The sequence below is a fragment of the Jeotgalibaca sp. MA1X17-3 genome (assembly GCF_021513155.1).
In the GTDB taxonomy this organism is placed as follows: Bacteria; Bacillota; Bacilli; order Lactobacillales; family Aerococcaceae; genus Jeotgalibaca.
The window spans coordinates 376,810-391,441 of sequence record NZ_CP090983.1 but is presented as its reverse complement, the minus strand read 5'-3'; the positions used below and the strand labels follow the sequence as shown (position 1 = coordinate 391,441).

Genomic DNA, 14,632 nt, shown 5'->3' with positions numbered 1-14,632 from the left:
TACGAGAAGTCTTTAGACAACGTTCTTGTCTTTGGTCCTTCTCATCCTTTGGCTCTTCCATTCTTTTTTTATTTCATTTGATTTCTTATTCTGTTTCAATCATTTCTTCAGAATCCACTGGTTTTTGTTCTACGTGAACGGAAAGAATACGGCCGTTCTCTATTTTATCGGTAGTTAGGATATATTCTCCAATCCGAACACTCACGCGAGCTTCATCTTCTGGGAAATAACCAATTTCTTCTATAATATACCCGGCAATCGTGTCTACTTCATCCGATTCAATATCTGTTTGAAATAGTTGATTGAATTTTTGAAGCTTCATTTTCCCATTTACGATATAATTTTTTTCATCCATCTTCCGAGAGAGTCGTTGAATTTCATCGTACTCATCTTCAATATCCCCAACAATCTCTTCCAGTAGATCTTCTAACGTCACGATTCCCTCGACCCCTCCGTATTCATCTTTCAGAATAGCCATATGGGTTTGTTGCTTACGAAACTCTACTAGTAAATCATCAATATAGATCGTAGAAGGAACAAATAAAGGTTCATTAACCAGACTACGGAAATCAAGAGCATCAAAACCATTTTCTTTTGAGGCTTTCAAAACATTTTTCATATGCAAAACGCCAATAATATTGTCTTTATCATCTTCATAGACGGGTAATCGCGAATAAGGACTATCCAATACTAACTCTACGTTGTAATCTAATTCGTCATCCAAGTCTAGCATCAATGTATCCGTCCGTGGAACCATTAATTCGCGTGCAAGTCTTGTATCCATAGACAAAACACCTTCCATCATCGTAAATTCAGATGGATCGATAGCACCTTGACCACGACTTTGTGCTAAAATAGCTCGCATTTCATCTCTTGTCAACGTTTCTTCTTGTTTCGTAAAATCAATCGGCGACATTTTTTTCAAGAGTCCGGTTGAAGCAGATAAAAGCCAAACAAAAGGAGTCACAATGATTTGAACCCAGACAATAATTCCCGATGTAACTCGAGCAACCTGCTCTGGCATTTGTAACGCGACTTGTTTAGGAAATAATTCTCCTAATACAAGAGTTAAATAAGAAAGAACTAAGGTGATTACAATCGTTGCAATTGTTTGCCATCCTTTAATACTACCTAAAAGAGGCTCAAAATAGATGACAAAGTTAGCGGATGCTGAAGCACTGTTAAAGAATCCAGCTAGCGTGATTGCTACTTGAATCGTTGCAAGAAAATCATCGGGCTTTTCCAATAGTTTTAATACTCGTCGAGCTTTTCGATCTCCTTTTTCCGCCATATCATTAATTTTATTGCGGTTAAGAGATACAAATGCAAGTTCAGCAGAGGCAAAAAAAGCGTTGGCTAAAAGTAAAATAAGAACAATGACTATATATGAGGTAATACTCTGACCTGTGGGGTCTCCGTTCATAAGATTTTTTTCTCCTTCTTTCTTTTTGTTTAATTTTTTAATAAGTGCGGTACACTTCATTTTCTATCGTTTAAGAGAATGCACTGTCTTCATTATATAATATTTATAATAGAGAATTTGAGATAGAAAAGCAAGGCGGTTTCATAAAACTGTCTTTTAGAATCATTTTTTAAAACAATATTCTTACAAAAATAGGTCCTTCTACTAAATTCATAGATTATCACCAAATTTTAATTTTATTTTTTTAATTTTGACTCAGAGGCCTTCCCTTCCTATCTTAACAAGATTTCTTTCTTTTATTCTTCTAATGTTTCTCATTGCTTTTTCTTATTTTAGTGTTATTATTTTAATAAGAAGAGGTATTATATCTTTATTTAGGAGGAATTTGTTTATGCTTATCCGTTCACTTGCTATTCCCAAAAGAGAACTTACCGTGGTGAAAGAATCTGCCACACTACAAGAAGCGATTGAAATTTTAGAAGACTCAGGGTATCGTTGTGTACCTATTCTGGATGAAACCGGAACTCTCTTTAGAGGAAATATTTATAAAATGCATATTTATCGGCATAAAGCCAATGGTGGGGACATGAACCTACCCGTCACACATCTTCTTAAAAATGCGACTAAGTTTATTTCATTAGATAGTTCTTTCTTTAAAGTATTCTTTACTATTAAAGAATTACCTTATATAGCTGTTTTAAATAAAGATATGACATTTTTTGGCATCATGACACATAGTAGTCTATTAAATATGCTCGCTCAATCATGGAGTGTGGATGCAGGTAGTTATGTATTGACCATATTGGCTCCTGGCGAAAAAGGTGATCTATTCCAAATTACTAAAATCATCAATAAATATTCTAGTATTGCTAGTGTTATTTCATTGGATGTTACTCGAGAAGAAATTTTACGTCGTGTATTAGTAACGTTACCTGCTGGTATCAGCAAGTCTGAGCTAGAAACAATCGTAAACGCACTCGATAAACAAGATTACAAAGTTGTCAGCACAGAAAATCTACAAGCTGACTAACAGGAAGATACAGGAACCCCCGATACCGTTAGGTAAGTATACCTAGCTGTACCGGGGGTTTATTTTTGTAAATTTTAAATTATCCTACCGAACCATTTAAAAAAGGAAAGGATTCGAGTCTTTTTCTTGTTGAACAGTAGTCGGACTTCCATGTCCTGTAAAGAGTGTAGTATCTCCTGGTAAAGGAAGAATATAACGTTTAATCCCTTCCATTAATTGTTCATGACTGCCGTATGGAAAGTCTGTTCGTCCAACACTTCCTTGGAAAATAACGTCTCCAACAATGGCGAAGCCTTTCTCTTTAAAAATAAAGACTAAACTACCAGGAGAATGTCCCGGAATATGTTGCAAATCGAAAGTGAATTCTCCAATTTGACAAGGTCCCATTTCATCTAAATAGAAATCAGCTGGTTTTTCCACGGTAATCGGATCCATCCCTGGATGACCTCCAGAACCATTTAACATGGGATCTGTTAACCAGTCTTTTTCGATAGAACTTTGGTAAAGTGGAATTCGATATTCTTCGCGTACTTCGTCAACCGCACCAATATGATCAAAGTGAGCATGGGTTAAGACGATTGCAACTGGATTTAAGTTGTTCACTGCAACAACACTTTTTATTTGATCCGCATCTGCACCTGGATCAAAAATAATGGTGTTACGATTATTTCGTCCAATTAGAAAATAGCAGTTTTCTTCGATAGGTCCTACCGTTAATGCAAGCAATTCCATTTTCTTACCTCCCGTTTGTGTTTCCCTTATCTTACCATTATAACAAATCAGAAGAAAATGTCTTTCTATATTACTTATTTATATGGATGAAGAAAATAAAAACCCATGAAGAAAGAATATCTTTCCGCATGGGTACACAAATTATTTTTATTCCATTCGTTTTGTAAAATGAATCACTCGATTTAATGACGACATGACAGGTATAGAGACAAGTAACACAACAGCTTCACCAAAAGCAGCAGTTGCATAGCTAAACCAAAATGGTAAATCCAATACCAAATATAATTCCATTGCTACAAAAACCATTGTCACGACAAATACAAGTGCCGTCATCACCATCCGTTTCTTTTCGCTATCACCTGGTTTAAATAGTTTATCCAGAATTAGAAAAGAAAGTAGGGTTTAGCCAAAACCAAACAGTAAATCCCATCCACCTAATGTGGATAGCAATAGATTAGAAAGAAAGACGCCGGCTAAAACACCATAGCGATAAGACTTATGATAACCTACTAAATGATTTAACATCTCTGAAACGCGGAACTGAATCGCTCCAAAAGACATAAAAGAAAAAATCGCTGTTAAAGCTACGTATAAAGCAGCAATAATGGTATTCGTTACCATTCTTTTTGTATTCATATTTTTTCCTCCTAGTTTTTTTACGTGGGATGGTCAACGAACCACGTACTGCCATTTTTCAAGCCTTTTTAGTGTACCATATTTTGCTACAGAATAGCTGGTTTTCTCTGTCTTTATTTGAAAATAAAAAGGGATAGGAACCACTGTTAATAAGTGATCCCGACCCCTTTATTTGTGCTCTATTATTTGATTCTATCCTTAGCCATCCACATAATTCCGTGGTACTCTGCCACTAATCCCACAAAGGATTTCGTAGCCAATAGTCCCAATAGAAACAGCAATTTCAGATGGATTATTGATCTCTCCATGATCTTCCCCTAGCAAAGTAACTTTCGTACCAATTGGGAATTCATGAGGGAGGCCAATCATGCATTGATCCATACAAATGACTCCCCGAACTGGGCAGCGATGTCCTTCCACTAAAACGGTTTGATCTTTTAAATTTCTGCTCCATCCATCCGCATATCCTACTGACAGAGTAGCAAGCCATTCTCCTTCATAGGCTCGATAACGAGCCCCATAGCTAATCGTATCACCTTCATGCATCTGTTTTACATAGCTTAGTTCCGTTTCTAGCTTAAAGGCGGGTTTCAGTTCATACGGTAGTGGAATCGTACAGTCGGATGGATTATAGCCATACATAGCAATCCCTACTCGTACTGCATCCGTTTCAAAATCCTCATGCCATAACGTTACTGCTGAGTTCGCTAAGTGAACGATATCCGGGCGTTTGCGAAGACTAGAAACCAACTCTTTAAAGCGTGCCAGTTGCCTTTCTACTTGTGTATCATCTTCCCCATCTGCCGTTCCAAAATGAGTGAAAATCCCTTCAAAGTGGATCTGTTCCTGGTGGAGTTCACAAAATCTTTCAAACTCATGTACTTCTTCATCTGTTCGTAAACCAATCCGGCCCATTCCCGTATCCACCGCCAAGTGAATTCGAAGCGGTTGATCTGTTTTTCGAAACTCCAACAAGGGAAGAGCGTCTTCTAACCAATCCGTAGAAGATACTGCAACACTTATATTTTGATCGGCCATGAGAGAGACATCTCGAACTTCTGTCAGTCCCATCACCAAAAGAAAGTCATCTGTAAAGCCACTATCTCGTAATTCCAAGGCCTCATCTAGAATAGCGACACAAAATCCATCCACTCCTGCTTCTTTCGCAGCATTCGCAATCGGAACCGCTCCATGTCCATATCCATCTGCTTTCACTACAGCTAATAATTTTTTATCTTTTTTTATATTCGAACGTATTTGATTGATATTCCATTTAATTGCGCCCAAGTCAATAGTAGCTACAGTGGGGCGATGTATTCCTTTTGCCATAAAAAAACTCCCTACTTTTCTAGAATTACTTGTGCAGCAACAACATTGGAGGAATGAGTGATGGAGACAAAAGCATTCCCATCAAAAGGAGATTGAGTAACTTCTGGTTTATTTTTCTCACCCGGAAGAACTTCAATATCTTGAAAGGAAAGTTTGCCAATTCCTGTACCGTACGCTTTCGAGAAGGCTTCTTTAGCCGCATAACGACCTGCTAGAAACTCCATTTTACGTGTTCCTTTTAATTGATTAAAAATAACCTGCTCTTTTTCGGTTAGTATTCGCTTTGCAAAATCTTCTCGTTTTTCATATGCTTTAGTAATCCGATCCAATTCTGTTACATCCAAACCGATTCCTATAATCATCGTCCACCCAATCCTTTCCAACTCCCTTTCCTTATTTTACCAAAAAGGAACAGGAGTGTCATTTCAAAACAAAAAGACTATTTCTTGTTAGTTGTTATGTGGAATACTGATTACTTGGTCGTTTAAATTTTGGTCTTGTAATAATTGGTTGGAATACCTTTTTAGAAAACCAGTACTATTTTCTTGAATAATTTGATAACCGGGATGACTAGTAATTTCTTGGATAACTTCCGCTTCATTTCCTTCAATATAATCTTCCCCAGAAAAATAACGAACATTCATTCTTCCAATAAAATCTTTCACATCAGGAGAAAGTTGCTTATCATACCAACGTTCTTCTGCCATCTGTTGAATAGCTAAACTTTCACCATCTTCTTTGAAGAAGTCATGGCCTGTTTTTTTGTATTCTAAAAGGGCAAGGCTCTGTTGATTTGTACTCTCAGCCCATCCTTCTACATCCAACGATTCGTGCGCATACTCTAGATAATCCTCAGACAATTTGATAGTCCCCACACTATTCGGATAGATCGAAAGTGCTCCTGTTATAATTTCATAGAATGTAGAATCTCCAACTTCTGCACTCGTAATATCTTGGGCATGGATATGACCCGCAAAACTTGTTTGAACTCCTTTTTCAATAAAATACTCTAGTCCATACTCGTCATCTAGGATAGAAAATTGACTTCCTTCTTTTCCGCTATGATTGAGTTGTGGATGATGAGATACAACATAGGTTTGTGGTGCGTCAGTTTGTGTAGCAAAGTAGTCATCTAACCATGTATAGGTTTCCTTACGAATTTGTCCTTCTGCAGGAGGAGCTTTTGTACTTTTAGAATCACTATAGCTATTTGTATCTAACATCAAAAATGGATATCCTCGTTTAGGTTCAATAATGTAACTCAAAGAATGAGAATCTTCTGATATAGCCAAATCGTATCCATAATCTGCAAAAAGTTCCTTAAAATCGTCTGGAGAAACTTGCTCAACTACTTCCATCTCCTCCCCAATAAACTTTCTTGCCCAACCACTATGAATATCATGATTTCCGGGGATCACACTTACTTGCGTGCCCCCCTCTTCGATTCGTCTAAAATATTCCGCTAGTCCAACCATACTCTGGTATTCTCCATTGAATGTCAGATCTCCGGTAACGATAATCAAATCAGGTTTCTGGTGGTTCGCTTGCCACACTAAAGCTTCCATCAAAGCTGGAATGTGTTTAAGATCTTTCCCTGCAGAAGTAGCTTCCATTCGGGAAAAAGCAGCTCCATCATCAAATAATTCTGGCGCTATAAAATGCGGATCAGATAGAATCCACATGTTTAAATCACCTTCTTCTACTACATGTATTTTTTCTTGAAGTAGAGGTTCTGCATGGGTAGACTTATTTACACTATAAAAAAATAAAGCTACACAAAGCGTTACTAAAAATAAACTAATTTTTTTCATTTTTTGAGCTTCTTTCTATTAACAACAAGATCAGCCTAAAAAGGACTAGATCAGTGTTTATTTTTATTATTTAGTATGACAGAACGATTGCCTACATTCAATATTTTTAATTAGGACAGTTTTTTAATTAAAAGTCCATTTAATGTCCTAATAAAGCTTTATTAGGACAGGTAAACCAATAAGTGAGTCGTTCTTTGTCTTAATAATCTCAATAGCACGGATTTTCGTTCTAAATTGTTATAATTTAGAACTACTCTAGTTAAATATTTATTCGAAATTCCTTTTTTTACACCTAAAACCTCAATAAAACCCTTTATTAGGACAAATACGTATCTTAAAGTAGCTCTACCTGTCCTAATCAACAAGTATTAGGACACATAAAGATGATTTCGCTCAAAAGTTGTACAAATTAATTGTTTTCTCCAAAAAAAAGCAGGAAACGGACGAGCCGTTTCCTACTTTATTTATTTTTAGTCTTTGTTTCTGATTGTAAATCCGCCAGTTCCCTTTTTATTAGAAGTAGAACCTTTGCTTCTTCTGTCATCAGAACGTTTGTCGTCTCTGCGCTTACCGCCTTCAGAACTACGTGTACGATTGCCTTTTTCTCCGGATCCAGATGAACGACGATCGCCTGAACGTCCGCCTCTTCCTTTATATCCGCCACTACGGCCTCCACCTTTATTAGAACCACCCTTTTTATTGCGTGATGGCAATGGGCGTTCTGGTGTGATCTTCACTGGAACTTCAGCTGAATCTTTAGATAGGCTCTTCAAGAAAGCCGCAACTAAATCTTCTCCACTGTGAGTTTCCAATAAATGAAGAGCTGCACGATGAAATTTATCATCTTCCGTTTCTTTTACGATACGTTCAGCTTCATCCACGGCATTTTTCAATTGACCACGGAAAGCTTCTTCATCGGATGGTGGCTTCAATGGAGTAATTTCTTTACGAATCAATTTTTCAATTGTGCGCAAGTAATCCATTTCGTTTGGTGTTACAAAAGTAACAGACATTCCTTCGTGTCCAGCACGGCCTGTACGTCCAACACGGTGTACATAGCTTTCTGGGTCTTGAGGGATATCATAGTTATAAACGTGTGTAACACCCGTTATATCTAATCCACGTGCTGCTACGTCGGTAGCAACTAAAATATCTAATTCACCTTTTTTGAAATCACGAAGAACGCTCATACGTTTCTGTTGAGTTAAATCACCATGGATTCCTTCAGCACGATATCCGCGCATTTCCAATCCTTTAGCAAGTTCGTCAACACGACGTTTTGTACGTCCAAATACAATGGTCAATTCAGGATTTTGTACATCCAACAAACGAGTCATTGTATCAAATTTCTCGAAGTCTTTACATCTCACAAAATATTGGTCCAATAAGCTAGCTGTCATTTCAGCTGCTTTAATTTGAACGTGTTGTGGATCATTCATGAATTTAACACCAATACGTTTGATTGATGGTGGCATAGTTGCTGAGAATAGTAATGTTTGACGCTCAGCTGGCGTTTGAGAAATAATTGCTTCGATGTCTTCTAAGAAGCCCATGTTCAACATTTCGTCTGCTTCGTCCAATACCAAAGTTTCTACATTGCCTAAACGCATTGTTTTTCTTTTGATATGGTCCAATAGACGTCCTGGTGTACCCACAATTATTTGTGGATTGTTTTTCAAAGCACGAATTTGGCGGCTAATATCTGCTCCACCATATACTACTTGTACAGAAACGCGTTTTTCGCGTCCTAAACGATATAGTTCTTCTTGTGTTTGAATAGCTAATTCACGTGTTGGTGCAATAACTAATGCTTGAATTGATTTGTTGTTAGGATCGATTTTCTGTAACATTGGAAGACCAAATGCAGCTGTTTTACCTGTACCTGTTTGCGCCTGTCCAATAACGTCAATACCTTTTAAACCTAGTGGAACGGTCTGTTCCTGGATTGGTGTAGTTTCTTCAAAGCCCATATTTTCTACGGCTTTTAATAGTTGGGGATCAAGTCCCAGTTCTGAAAATTTCATGTTTCCTCCTAGTTTTTGAGAAACATTAGAGAGTCTTCCCTTAACCCTGATTATCGTAAAAAGAATGTTTGCTGGCCTCTAATGCTTGAGAAAAGCAAAATCTTTTCAATCTCTAATTTGGTATATTTTTAAATATATAGACAAATGATTTTTTAAAATCTTTTGCATAGTAAGTCTACCGGTCGTATTTCCTGCATCCTGCAGAAAAAACCCTCTTTATTCCTCTTTTTTTACCATATGTAATCTTAACACGTCTTTTTATGATTTGCAAACGATACTACTTCTACTCAAATTAAAGACAGTCTTTTTTCTTCCTAACTACCTGTTTTATAAGGTTTTAACAGTAAATCAACAACCTTCATTGGCAATATATTACTGTTTTTTCATAGAAATACTTTTATTTCTCTAATTTTCTAACGACCGAAAGTAAATCTGTTCCAAAACTCGATTTAATGAGAATCTGGTCTTTTTCACCTAAAACATTTGTTAAATCCTCTATCAACATCGCTTTATTTTCAGGATAATAGTGTAGCTGTTCTATTGGAAAGCTACCCTTTAACTCGTTAAATAATGCCTTCATCTCTGTTCCATATAAATAAACTTCATCAAATTTTTCACTTGTAATAGAAGATGCAATGCTAGCATGCAACGTTGCAGACTGTTCACCTAATTCACGGATATCCCCTAAGAGTATAATCTTACGTCCTTCTCGTGGCACGTCTGCAAAAGCATCCAATACAACTCTCATTGCTGTAGGGCTTGCGTTATACGCATCATTTAAAATTTGAGACCCATTGATACCTGGTAACCACTGCGTACGATCAGCTGTTAGTTTAAAAAGAGCCAAAGATTCTTTTACTTCCGCGATGGAAAGTCCAAAATAATCGGCAATGGTCAGAGCAATCAAAGCATTTTGTACGTTATAACTGCCTAGGACTGGAATTTCTATTTGTAAATCAGCATCTAGATTGAGATGGAATGTCGTTTTTTCTTTTCCACTTTGAATCGAATACGCAAAAACAGTAGCTGACTTATCAAGTCCAAAGGTAACTTTATTATAAGTCCCATCAATTGGCATTTCTTCTCGTATAAGTGGTTCGTCAATGGGATAAATAAATACACCGTCTGGCTTCAAACCTTCTAAAATTTCTAGTTTTGCCTTTGCTATGTTTCGGCGACTACCTAGATACTCCAGGTGACTTTCTCCAACCAAGGTAATTGCTGCTACATCTGGTTCAGCAAGCTGACTTAATAACGAAATTTCTTTAAAGCTACTCATTCCCATTTCCAAAACAAGAATTTCTGTTTGTTCAGGCATATTCAAAATGGTGATCGGCAGACCTATTTCATTATTATAATTTCCTTCTGTTTTATGAACGTTAAAGCGAGCACTTAATACGGCTGCGGTCATATCTTTAGTTGTTGTTTTACCATTACTTCCAGTAATGGCGACAACTTTTGGATGGATCATTTTCAAGTACGCTTTAGAAAGCTTTTGTAAGGCTTCTAGCGTATCATCCACTAAGATAATTGCGATGGATGCAGGTGCTTCTTCTTCAGGACGGCTCCACAGAGCAGCAGTAGCTCCATTAGCAATTGCAGACTCTATATAGTCATGTCCGTCCGTTTCTCCTTTTAATGGTACAAACAAGCTATTAGCAGTAGCTTTTCTTGTATCAAATACAACTGAATCGATTTCAGCAAATCGGTTCGGTGAACTATAATCAATTGCTTCAACAGCTTTTACAATATCAATTATACGCATTGGTTTCATACAGGTACCTCTCTCATCTTCTTACTTAGAATCCATAGAAAAAGCCGTCAACTGGTTTAAAAACAGGCAGAATAAAATGTTGTCTGTTCAAAACAATGGACGGCTGGTTTCCTTCAGTTTGGGAATTTTTTAATAAACGTATAAACGAACTTAATTAATTTCTACGTAATCTACTTTTTCTGAATAACGTTTTAGAGCTAACTGAATTAACTCTTCTACTAAATCACTATATTTTAAACCTGTCTGTTCCCAAAGAAGAGGGTACATAGAGAATTTAGTGAATCCAGGTAAAGTATTTATTTCATTTAGATAAATTTCGTTTCCACTCGTTACAAAGAAGTCACAACGACTTAAGCCACTGCCATCAATAGTACGGAATGCTTCCATTGCATATTTTTGTAATTTTTCAATTAATTCTTCAGGAAGTTCTGCCGGAATTTGCAATTCTACTCCGCCATTATTGTACTTTTCATCATAGTCGTAAAACTCTTTATTTTTTACAACTTCACCAGGAACAGAAACATGAATGTCTGTGTTTCCTAAAATTGAGATTTCAATTTCGCGAGCTTCCACGCCTTGTTCTACTACTACTCTTCGATCATATTGGAACGCTTTATCAATCGCATCAATTAACTCTTCTCGATTATTCGCTTGGGAAATCCCTACACTAGAGCCCATATTGGCTGGTTTTACAAACATCGGATAGATGAGTGAACCTTCGCAACGAAGGAAGGTTATTTCTTGATTATTCTTCCAATCATATAAAAAAACTGGAACGTAGGGTACTTGAGGAAGGCCTACTTGCTGAAATAATTGCTTACTGATAATCTTATCCATTCCGGTAGCACTTGCCAATACTCCACATCCTACATACGGCATGTCTAAGACTTCAAACAAACCTTGAACAGTCCCATCTTCACCATTTGGACCATGTAGAACAGGGAAAATAACCGCATCCTCAGACTTAATATCTGCTGGTGTTATTCTTATACCATAAGAAACTTCCGCTTCTGTCTGAGCTATTGATTTTGCATCACCTTCCGTTAAGCGCAATGATTCTGAATGAGTCGTTGGTGCAAAGAGAGTTTCTCCCTGAAGCCATACTCCTTCTCTAGTAATATAAACAGGGACGACATCATAGTAGTTATAATAAATTTCTTTTACGATAGAGTGAGCAGTCAAGATTGAAACATCATGTTCTGCACTTTTTCCTCCATAAATCAAAAAAACCTTCATACGATTATTTTCTCCTTAGTTTTAAACTTAATATCCATTGAGTTAATTTACTAGGTAATTGTACCATATACCGAATAAGCATTACATACGAAAAAAGAGTCAAGCATCCTTTTTTTGCATGACTCTACTCTATTTCGTATTTTAAATCCCACTTATCCTGATTTGCATCATAGATTAGCATCCCTAACGATTCTTTTTCATCAAATAACTGATTAATACTAGATAGCTTATCTTCCGTTAAAAATAGCGGAACCTGATATGTTTGATTCTCCATTTTCATTTGTCGAAATGAAAAACAAACTCCTTCTCGAAAAGCAGGAACAAATTGCGCTGCTTTTTCAATGGGAAAAGATCGAATGATCTGTTCTTTTTGAAAAAAACGCTTTTTTTCATTTACTTTTTTCTGCATTCTTTGTGTGATGGAGTCGGAAAATTGTTCCAAAAATTCCTCCAAGTACCGATAGTATACTTTTGTAAAGTCATTAGGGAGAGAGAGATAAATATAGTTATTTTGTAACTTATAATAGAAAGGAGAATATAGGTAATTATGTGCATGTGCAATATATAAAATTTCCGATATTTCAACAGAGGTTAGTTGATGCAACATGTCTATGCTGGAAAAATCAATCCATGCACCTAGTTGAGAAGGATTTCCAATACCCGTATCCAGGAACTTCTTTACTTCTTCTTGTCCTTTAATAATAGGAAAGCCAGTATGGTTATCATACGTCCCTACAGACTCTCCTCCTTTAATTAAAAGCAAATTATTAGGAGTCCTTTTTAAGAGGTTTTTACTATTTTGGTTGGTTATTCCTTTACTCAACACATTATTTCCCACTGTGTCATAGTGTATGTAAATCATTTGTTCTGGCACTACATATCCTCCCATTCTCCATACTAAATCACTGCGTACTAGCTTTTACAAATTCGTACCAATCAAAATACAGTCATTTTCGTTTTCTCGTTTCTTTAGTGTACTACTCTAATTGAAAAATTAGATATCAAACACATGTTAATATTATTACAATAATATAACTTTTTATCTAATAATCCCATAGAATTACTTTAAAAATTTCATAAGACTAGACTAGACACCTATTTTGTCGCTTAAAAGCGTACTTCAGGAACTGCTCTCTCCGTTTCAGGAGTATCCAAAACAACTTCAGGGAGAAAATGATGAGCTTTTGCTACTATGATGCTAGGGAACGTTGATAATTTAATATTATACTGAGTGACACTGGAATTATACAATTGGCGAGAATAAGCAATTTTGTCTTCTGTTTCAGATAGTTCGGTTTGAAGTCTTAAAAAATTTTCATTCGCTTTTAAATCAGGGTATGATTCTGCTATCGCAAAAACACTTCTCAGTTGATTAGATAATTGATTGGATAGTTCCATCTTCTTTTCCGGATTCGAATCTCCTACTTCTGAAACCAACTTACGAAGTTCCGTAACTTTTGTCAATGTACTTTGTTCGTGTATAGCATATCCTTTTACGGTTTCTAATAAATTAGGAATTAAATCATTTCGACGTTTCAATTGGACGTCAATTTGACTCCATGCTTCAGTAACCCATAAACGATTACGAACTAAATGATTATAAAGACTTACCCATGCTGCTCCTATTACGATTACAACGACAATAACGATTCCTATAAACCAGCCCACTTGTTCCACTCCATTCTTAAAATCATTTTGTATGTACCTCTGTCTTTATTATAGAAGATTAAGAAGCTTTTGTCGAAATTGTTAGTAAAACATAACCTTTTGCTCCCTAATCGTTTCCATGGTAGGATAAACAAAAGAAAATCATCATGATAATGGAGGATGATCACATGTGTTTTTTAAAAGGAAAATCTCCAATTCCTCCTGTTGTTACAGGTGAACTCCCTTTAACTTCTTCTCTTTCTACACTAGATTTACCTGTTTCTTATTTAAAGTTGTTAGAAAAACAAAATGGAGGGTATACGCAGTACGTTCAAGTACAAACAGAAGAGCCAACTTCAGATGGCCTCGATTATGCTCATATCCATTATATTTGGGGAATTCATAACCAACCTACCCCTAGTATTCTTTCCCAACAAAATATCCCTTCTCGTGAAACACTTCCTGATTACTTAGTTATTTTCAGTGCTCACGAAGAACAATTATTTGCCTTTGACTATTCACAGTGTTCCGATAAAAAAGAACCTGCAATCCGTTATATCGACCTTGAAACGGGTAATTGGCAAACGGTTGCTCCTAATTTTGAAACCTTTATAAATCATCTGGAACCTGGGGAGATCCTTCTTCCTCTTGAAGGGAAATTAACGACTATTGAAGCAGAACATGCCCTTTTGTTGACGACAGACCCTGTTATGCTAAATGGCTTGTGGATGCATTTAGAAGATTGTACAGATAAAAAGTGGTACTTTTCCTGGTTACTCTATTTTTCTAAACATTCTGATAGTGGAATTCGTCAAGCTACAATTGATGCCTTAGAGATGCAAATTCTCTACTATCGTCTTTTTTTACCTGAAAATACGCAAGAAGTTTTCGATGTCTTTTTAAATGACCAAGAAGATAGTATCTGTAATCAAGCAACTTGGCTTCTGAAAGAATGGAACGAAGTACATTAAAAAAGAGAAACCAAATATA

14 protein-coding genes and 1 riboswitch are annotated in these 14,632 nt (G+C 36.4%); of the genes, 2 read left to right on the top strand and 12 right to left on the bottom strand.

From position 1 onward, the window contains the following. Positions 1–85: 85 nt before the first annotated feature. The gene (locus LZ578_RS01995) at positions 86–1,423 is read right to left on the bottom strand and encodes a hemolysin family protein (RefSeq protein WP_235145687.1); all 1,338 of its coding nucleotides are present in this window, start codon (positions 1,421–1,423) and stop codon (positions 86–88) included. A gap of 391 nt (positions 1,424–1,814) precedes the next feature. Between LZ578_RS01995 and cbpA the strand changes: the two genes are divergently transcribed. Continuing rightward, entirely contained in the window at positions 1,815–2,453 is a 639-nt protein-coding gene (gene cbpA, locus LZ578_RS01990; protein WP_235145686.1) for a cyclic di-AMP binding protein CbpA, read from the top strand. 96 nt (positions 2,454–2,549) lie between these two features. Here the strand turns inward: cbpA and LZ578_RS01985 are convergent, their stop codons facing one another. The 11 genes from LZ578_RS01985 to LZ578_RS01935 all read right to left on the bottom strand — a co-directional run bounded on the left by LZ578_RS01985 (position 2,550) and on the right by LZ578_RS01935 (position 13,663). Further along, positions 2,550–3,185 (bottom strand): MBL fold metallo-hydrolase, encoded by a 636-nt coding sequence (locus tag LZ578_RS01985; protein WP_235145685.1) that lies wholly within the window; start codon positions 3,183–3,185, stop codon positions 2,550–2,552. Positions 3,186–3,332: 147 nt separating this feature from the next. Then, positions 3,333–3,518 carry a hypothetical protein gene (locus LZ578_RS01980; RefSeq protein ID WP_235145684.1) on the bottom strand — a complete coding sequence of 62 codons (186 nt, stop codon included), beginning with the start codon at positions 3,516–3,518 and terminating at the stop codon, positions 3,333–3,335. 69 nt (positions 3,519–3,587) lie between these two features. Further along, the gene (locus LZ578_RS01975; RefSeq protein WP_235145683.1) at positions 3,588–3,821 is read right to left on the bottom strand and encodes a QueT transporter family protein; all 234 of its coding nucleotides are present in this window, start codon (positions 3,819–3,821) and stop codon (positions 3,588–3,590) included. Between the two features lie 5 nt (positions 3,822–3,826). Next, a riboswitch (PreQ1 riboswitch) is annotated at positions 3,827–3,872 on the bottom strand. 147 nt (positions 3,873–4,019) lie between these two features. Beyond that, positions 4,020–5,150 (bottom strand): alanine racemase, encoded by a 1,131-nt coding sequence (alr, locus tag LZ578_RS01970; RefSeq protein WP_235145682.1) that lies wholly within the window; start codon positions 5,148–5,150, stop codon positions 4,020–4,022. Positions 5,151–5,161: 11 nt separating this feature from the next. After that, positions 5,162–5,512, bottom strand: coding sequence for a holo-ACP synthase (gene acpS, locus LZ578_RS01965; protein ID WP_235145681.1), 351 nt, complete (start codon positions 5,510–5,512; stop codon positions 5,162–5,164). Positions 5,513–5,599: 87 nt separating this feature from the next. Further along, positions 5,600–6,961, bottom strand: coding sequence for a metallophosphoesterase (locus LZ578_RS01960; RefSeq protein WP_235145680.1), 1,362 nt, complete (start codon positions 6,959–6,961; stop codon positions 5,600–5,602). 470 nt (positions 6,962–7,431) lie between these two features. Continuing rightward, positions 7,432–8,985, bottom strand: a complete 1,554-nt coding sequence (locus LZ578_RS01955; protein WP_235145679.1) for a DEAD/DEAH box helicase — start codon at positions 8,983–8,985, stop codon at positions 7,432–7,434. A gap of 397 nt (positions 8,986–9,382) precedes the next feature. After that, entirely contained in the window at positions 9,383–10,759 is a 1,377-nt protein-coding gene (gene murF / locus LZ578_RS01950) for a UDP-N-acetylmuramoyl-tripeptide--D-alanyl-D-alanine ligase (RefSeq protein WP_235145678.1), read from the bottom strand. Between the two features lie 150 nt (positions 10,760–10,909). After that, positions 10,910–11,995, bottom strand: coding sequence for a D-alanine--D-alanine ligase (locus LZ578_RS01945; RefSeq protein ID WP_235145677.1), 1,086 nt, complete (start codon positions 11,993–11,995; stop codon positions 10,910–10,912). A 124-nt stretch (positions 11,996–12,119) separates the two neighbouring features. Continuing rightward, the gene (locus LZ578_RS01940; protein WP_235145676.1) at positions 12,120–12,869 is read right to left on the bottom strand and encodes a hypothetical protein; all 750 of its coding nucleotides are present in this window, start codon (positions 12,867–12,869) and stop codon (positions 12,120–12,122) included. Between the two features lie 233 nt (positions 12,870–13,102). Continuing rightward, positions 13,103–13,663, bottom strand: a complete 561-nt coding sequence (locus LZ578_RS01935; RefSeq protein ID WP_235145675.1) for a LemA family protein — start codon at positions 13,661–13,663, stop codon at positions 13,103–13,105. Positions 13,664–13,830: 167 nt separating this feature from the next. On the opposite strand from LZ578_RS01935, the gene LZ578_RS01930 reads away from it, so the two are divergent. Continuing rightward, complete coding sequence (locus LZ578_RS01930; protein ID WP_235145674.1) at positions 13,831–14,613, top strand: SMI1/KNR4 family protein; 783 nt, start codon at positions 13,831–13,833, stop codon at positions 14,611–14,613. Positions 14,614–14,632: the final 19 nt, after the last annotated feature.

Coding starts and splice junctions, on each gene's coding strand:
- alr (WP_235145682.1), bottom strand. CDS start 5,150: ATGGCAAAAGGAATACATCGCCCCACTGTAGCTACTATTGACTTGGGC.
- LZ578_RS01975 (WP_235145683.1), bottom strand. CDS start 3,821: ATGAATACAAAAAGAATGGTAACGAATACCATTATTGCTGCTTTATAC.
- LZ578_RS01995 (WP_235145687.1), bottom strand. CDS start 1,423: ATGAACGGAGACCCCACAGGTCAGAGTATTACCTCATATATAGTCATT.
- LZ578_RS01960 (WP_235145680.1), bottom strand. CDS start 6,961: ATGAAAAAAATTAGTTTATTTTTAGTAACGCTTTGTGTAGCTTTATTT.
- LZ578_RS01980 (WP_235145684.1), bottom strand. CDS start 3,518: ATGACGGCACTTGTATTTGTCGTGACAATGGTTTTTGTAGCAATGGAA.
- LZ578_RS01955 (WP_235145679.1), bottom strand. CDS start 8,985: ATGAAATTTTCAGAACTGGGACTTGATCCCCAACTATTAAAAGCCGTA.
- cbpA (WP_235145686.1), top strand. CDS start 1,815: ATGCTTATCCGTTCACTTGCTATTCCCAAAAGAGAACTTACCGTGGTG.
- murF (WP_235145678.1), bottom strand. CDS start 10,759: ATGAAACCAATGCGTATAATTGATATTGTAAAAGCTGTTGAAGCAATT.
- LZ578_RS01930 (WP_235145674.1), top strand. CDS start 13,831: ATGTGTTTTTTAAAAGGAAAATCTCCAATTCCTCCTGTTGTTACAGGT.
- LZ578_RS01985 (WP_235145685.1), bottom strand. CDS start 3,185: ATGGAATTGCTTGCATTAACGGTAGGACCTATCGAAGAAAACTGCTAT.
- acpS (WP_235145681.1), bottom strand. CDS start 5,512: ATGATTATAGGAATCGGTTTGGATGTAACAGAATTGGATCGGATTACT.
- LZ578_RS01945 (WP_235145677.1), bottom strand. CDS start 11,995: ATGAAGGTTTTTTTGATTTATGGAGGAAAAAGTGCAGAACATGATGTT.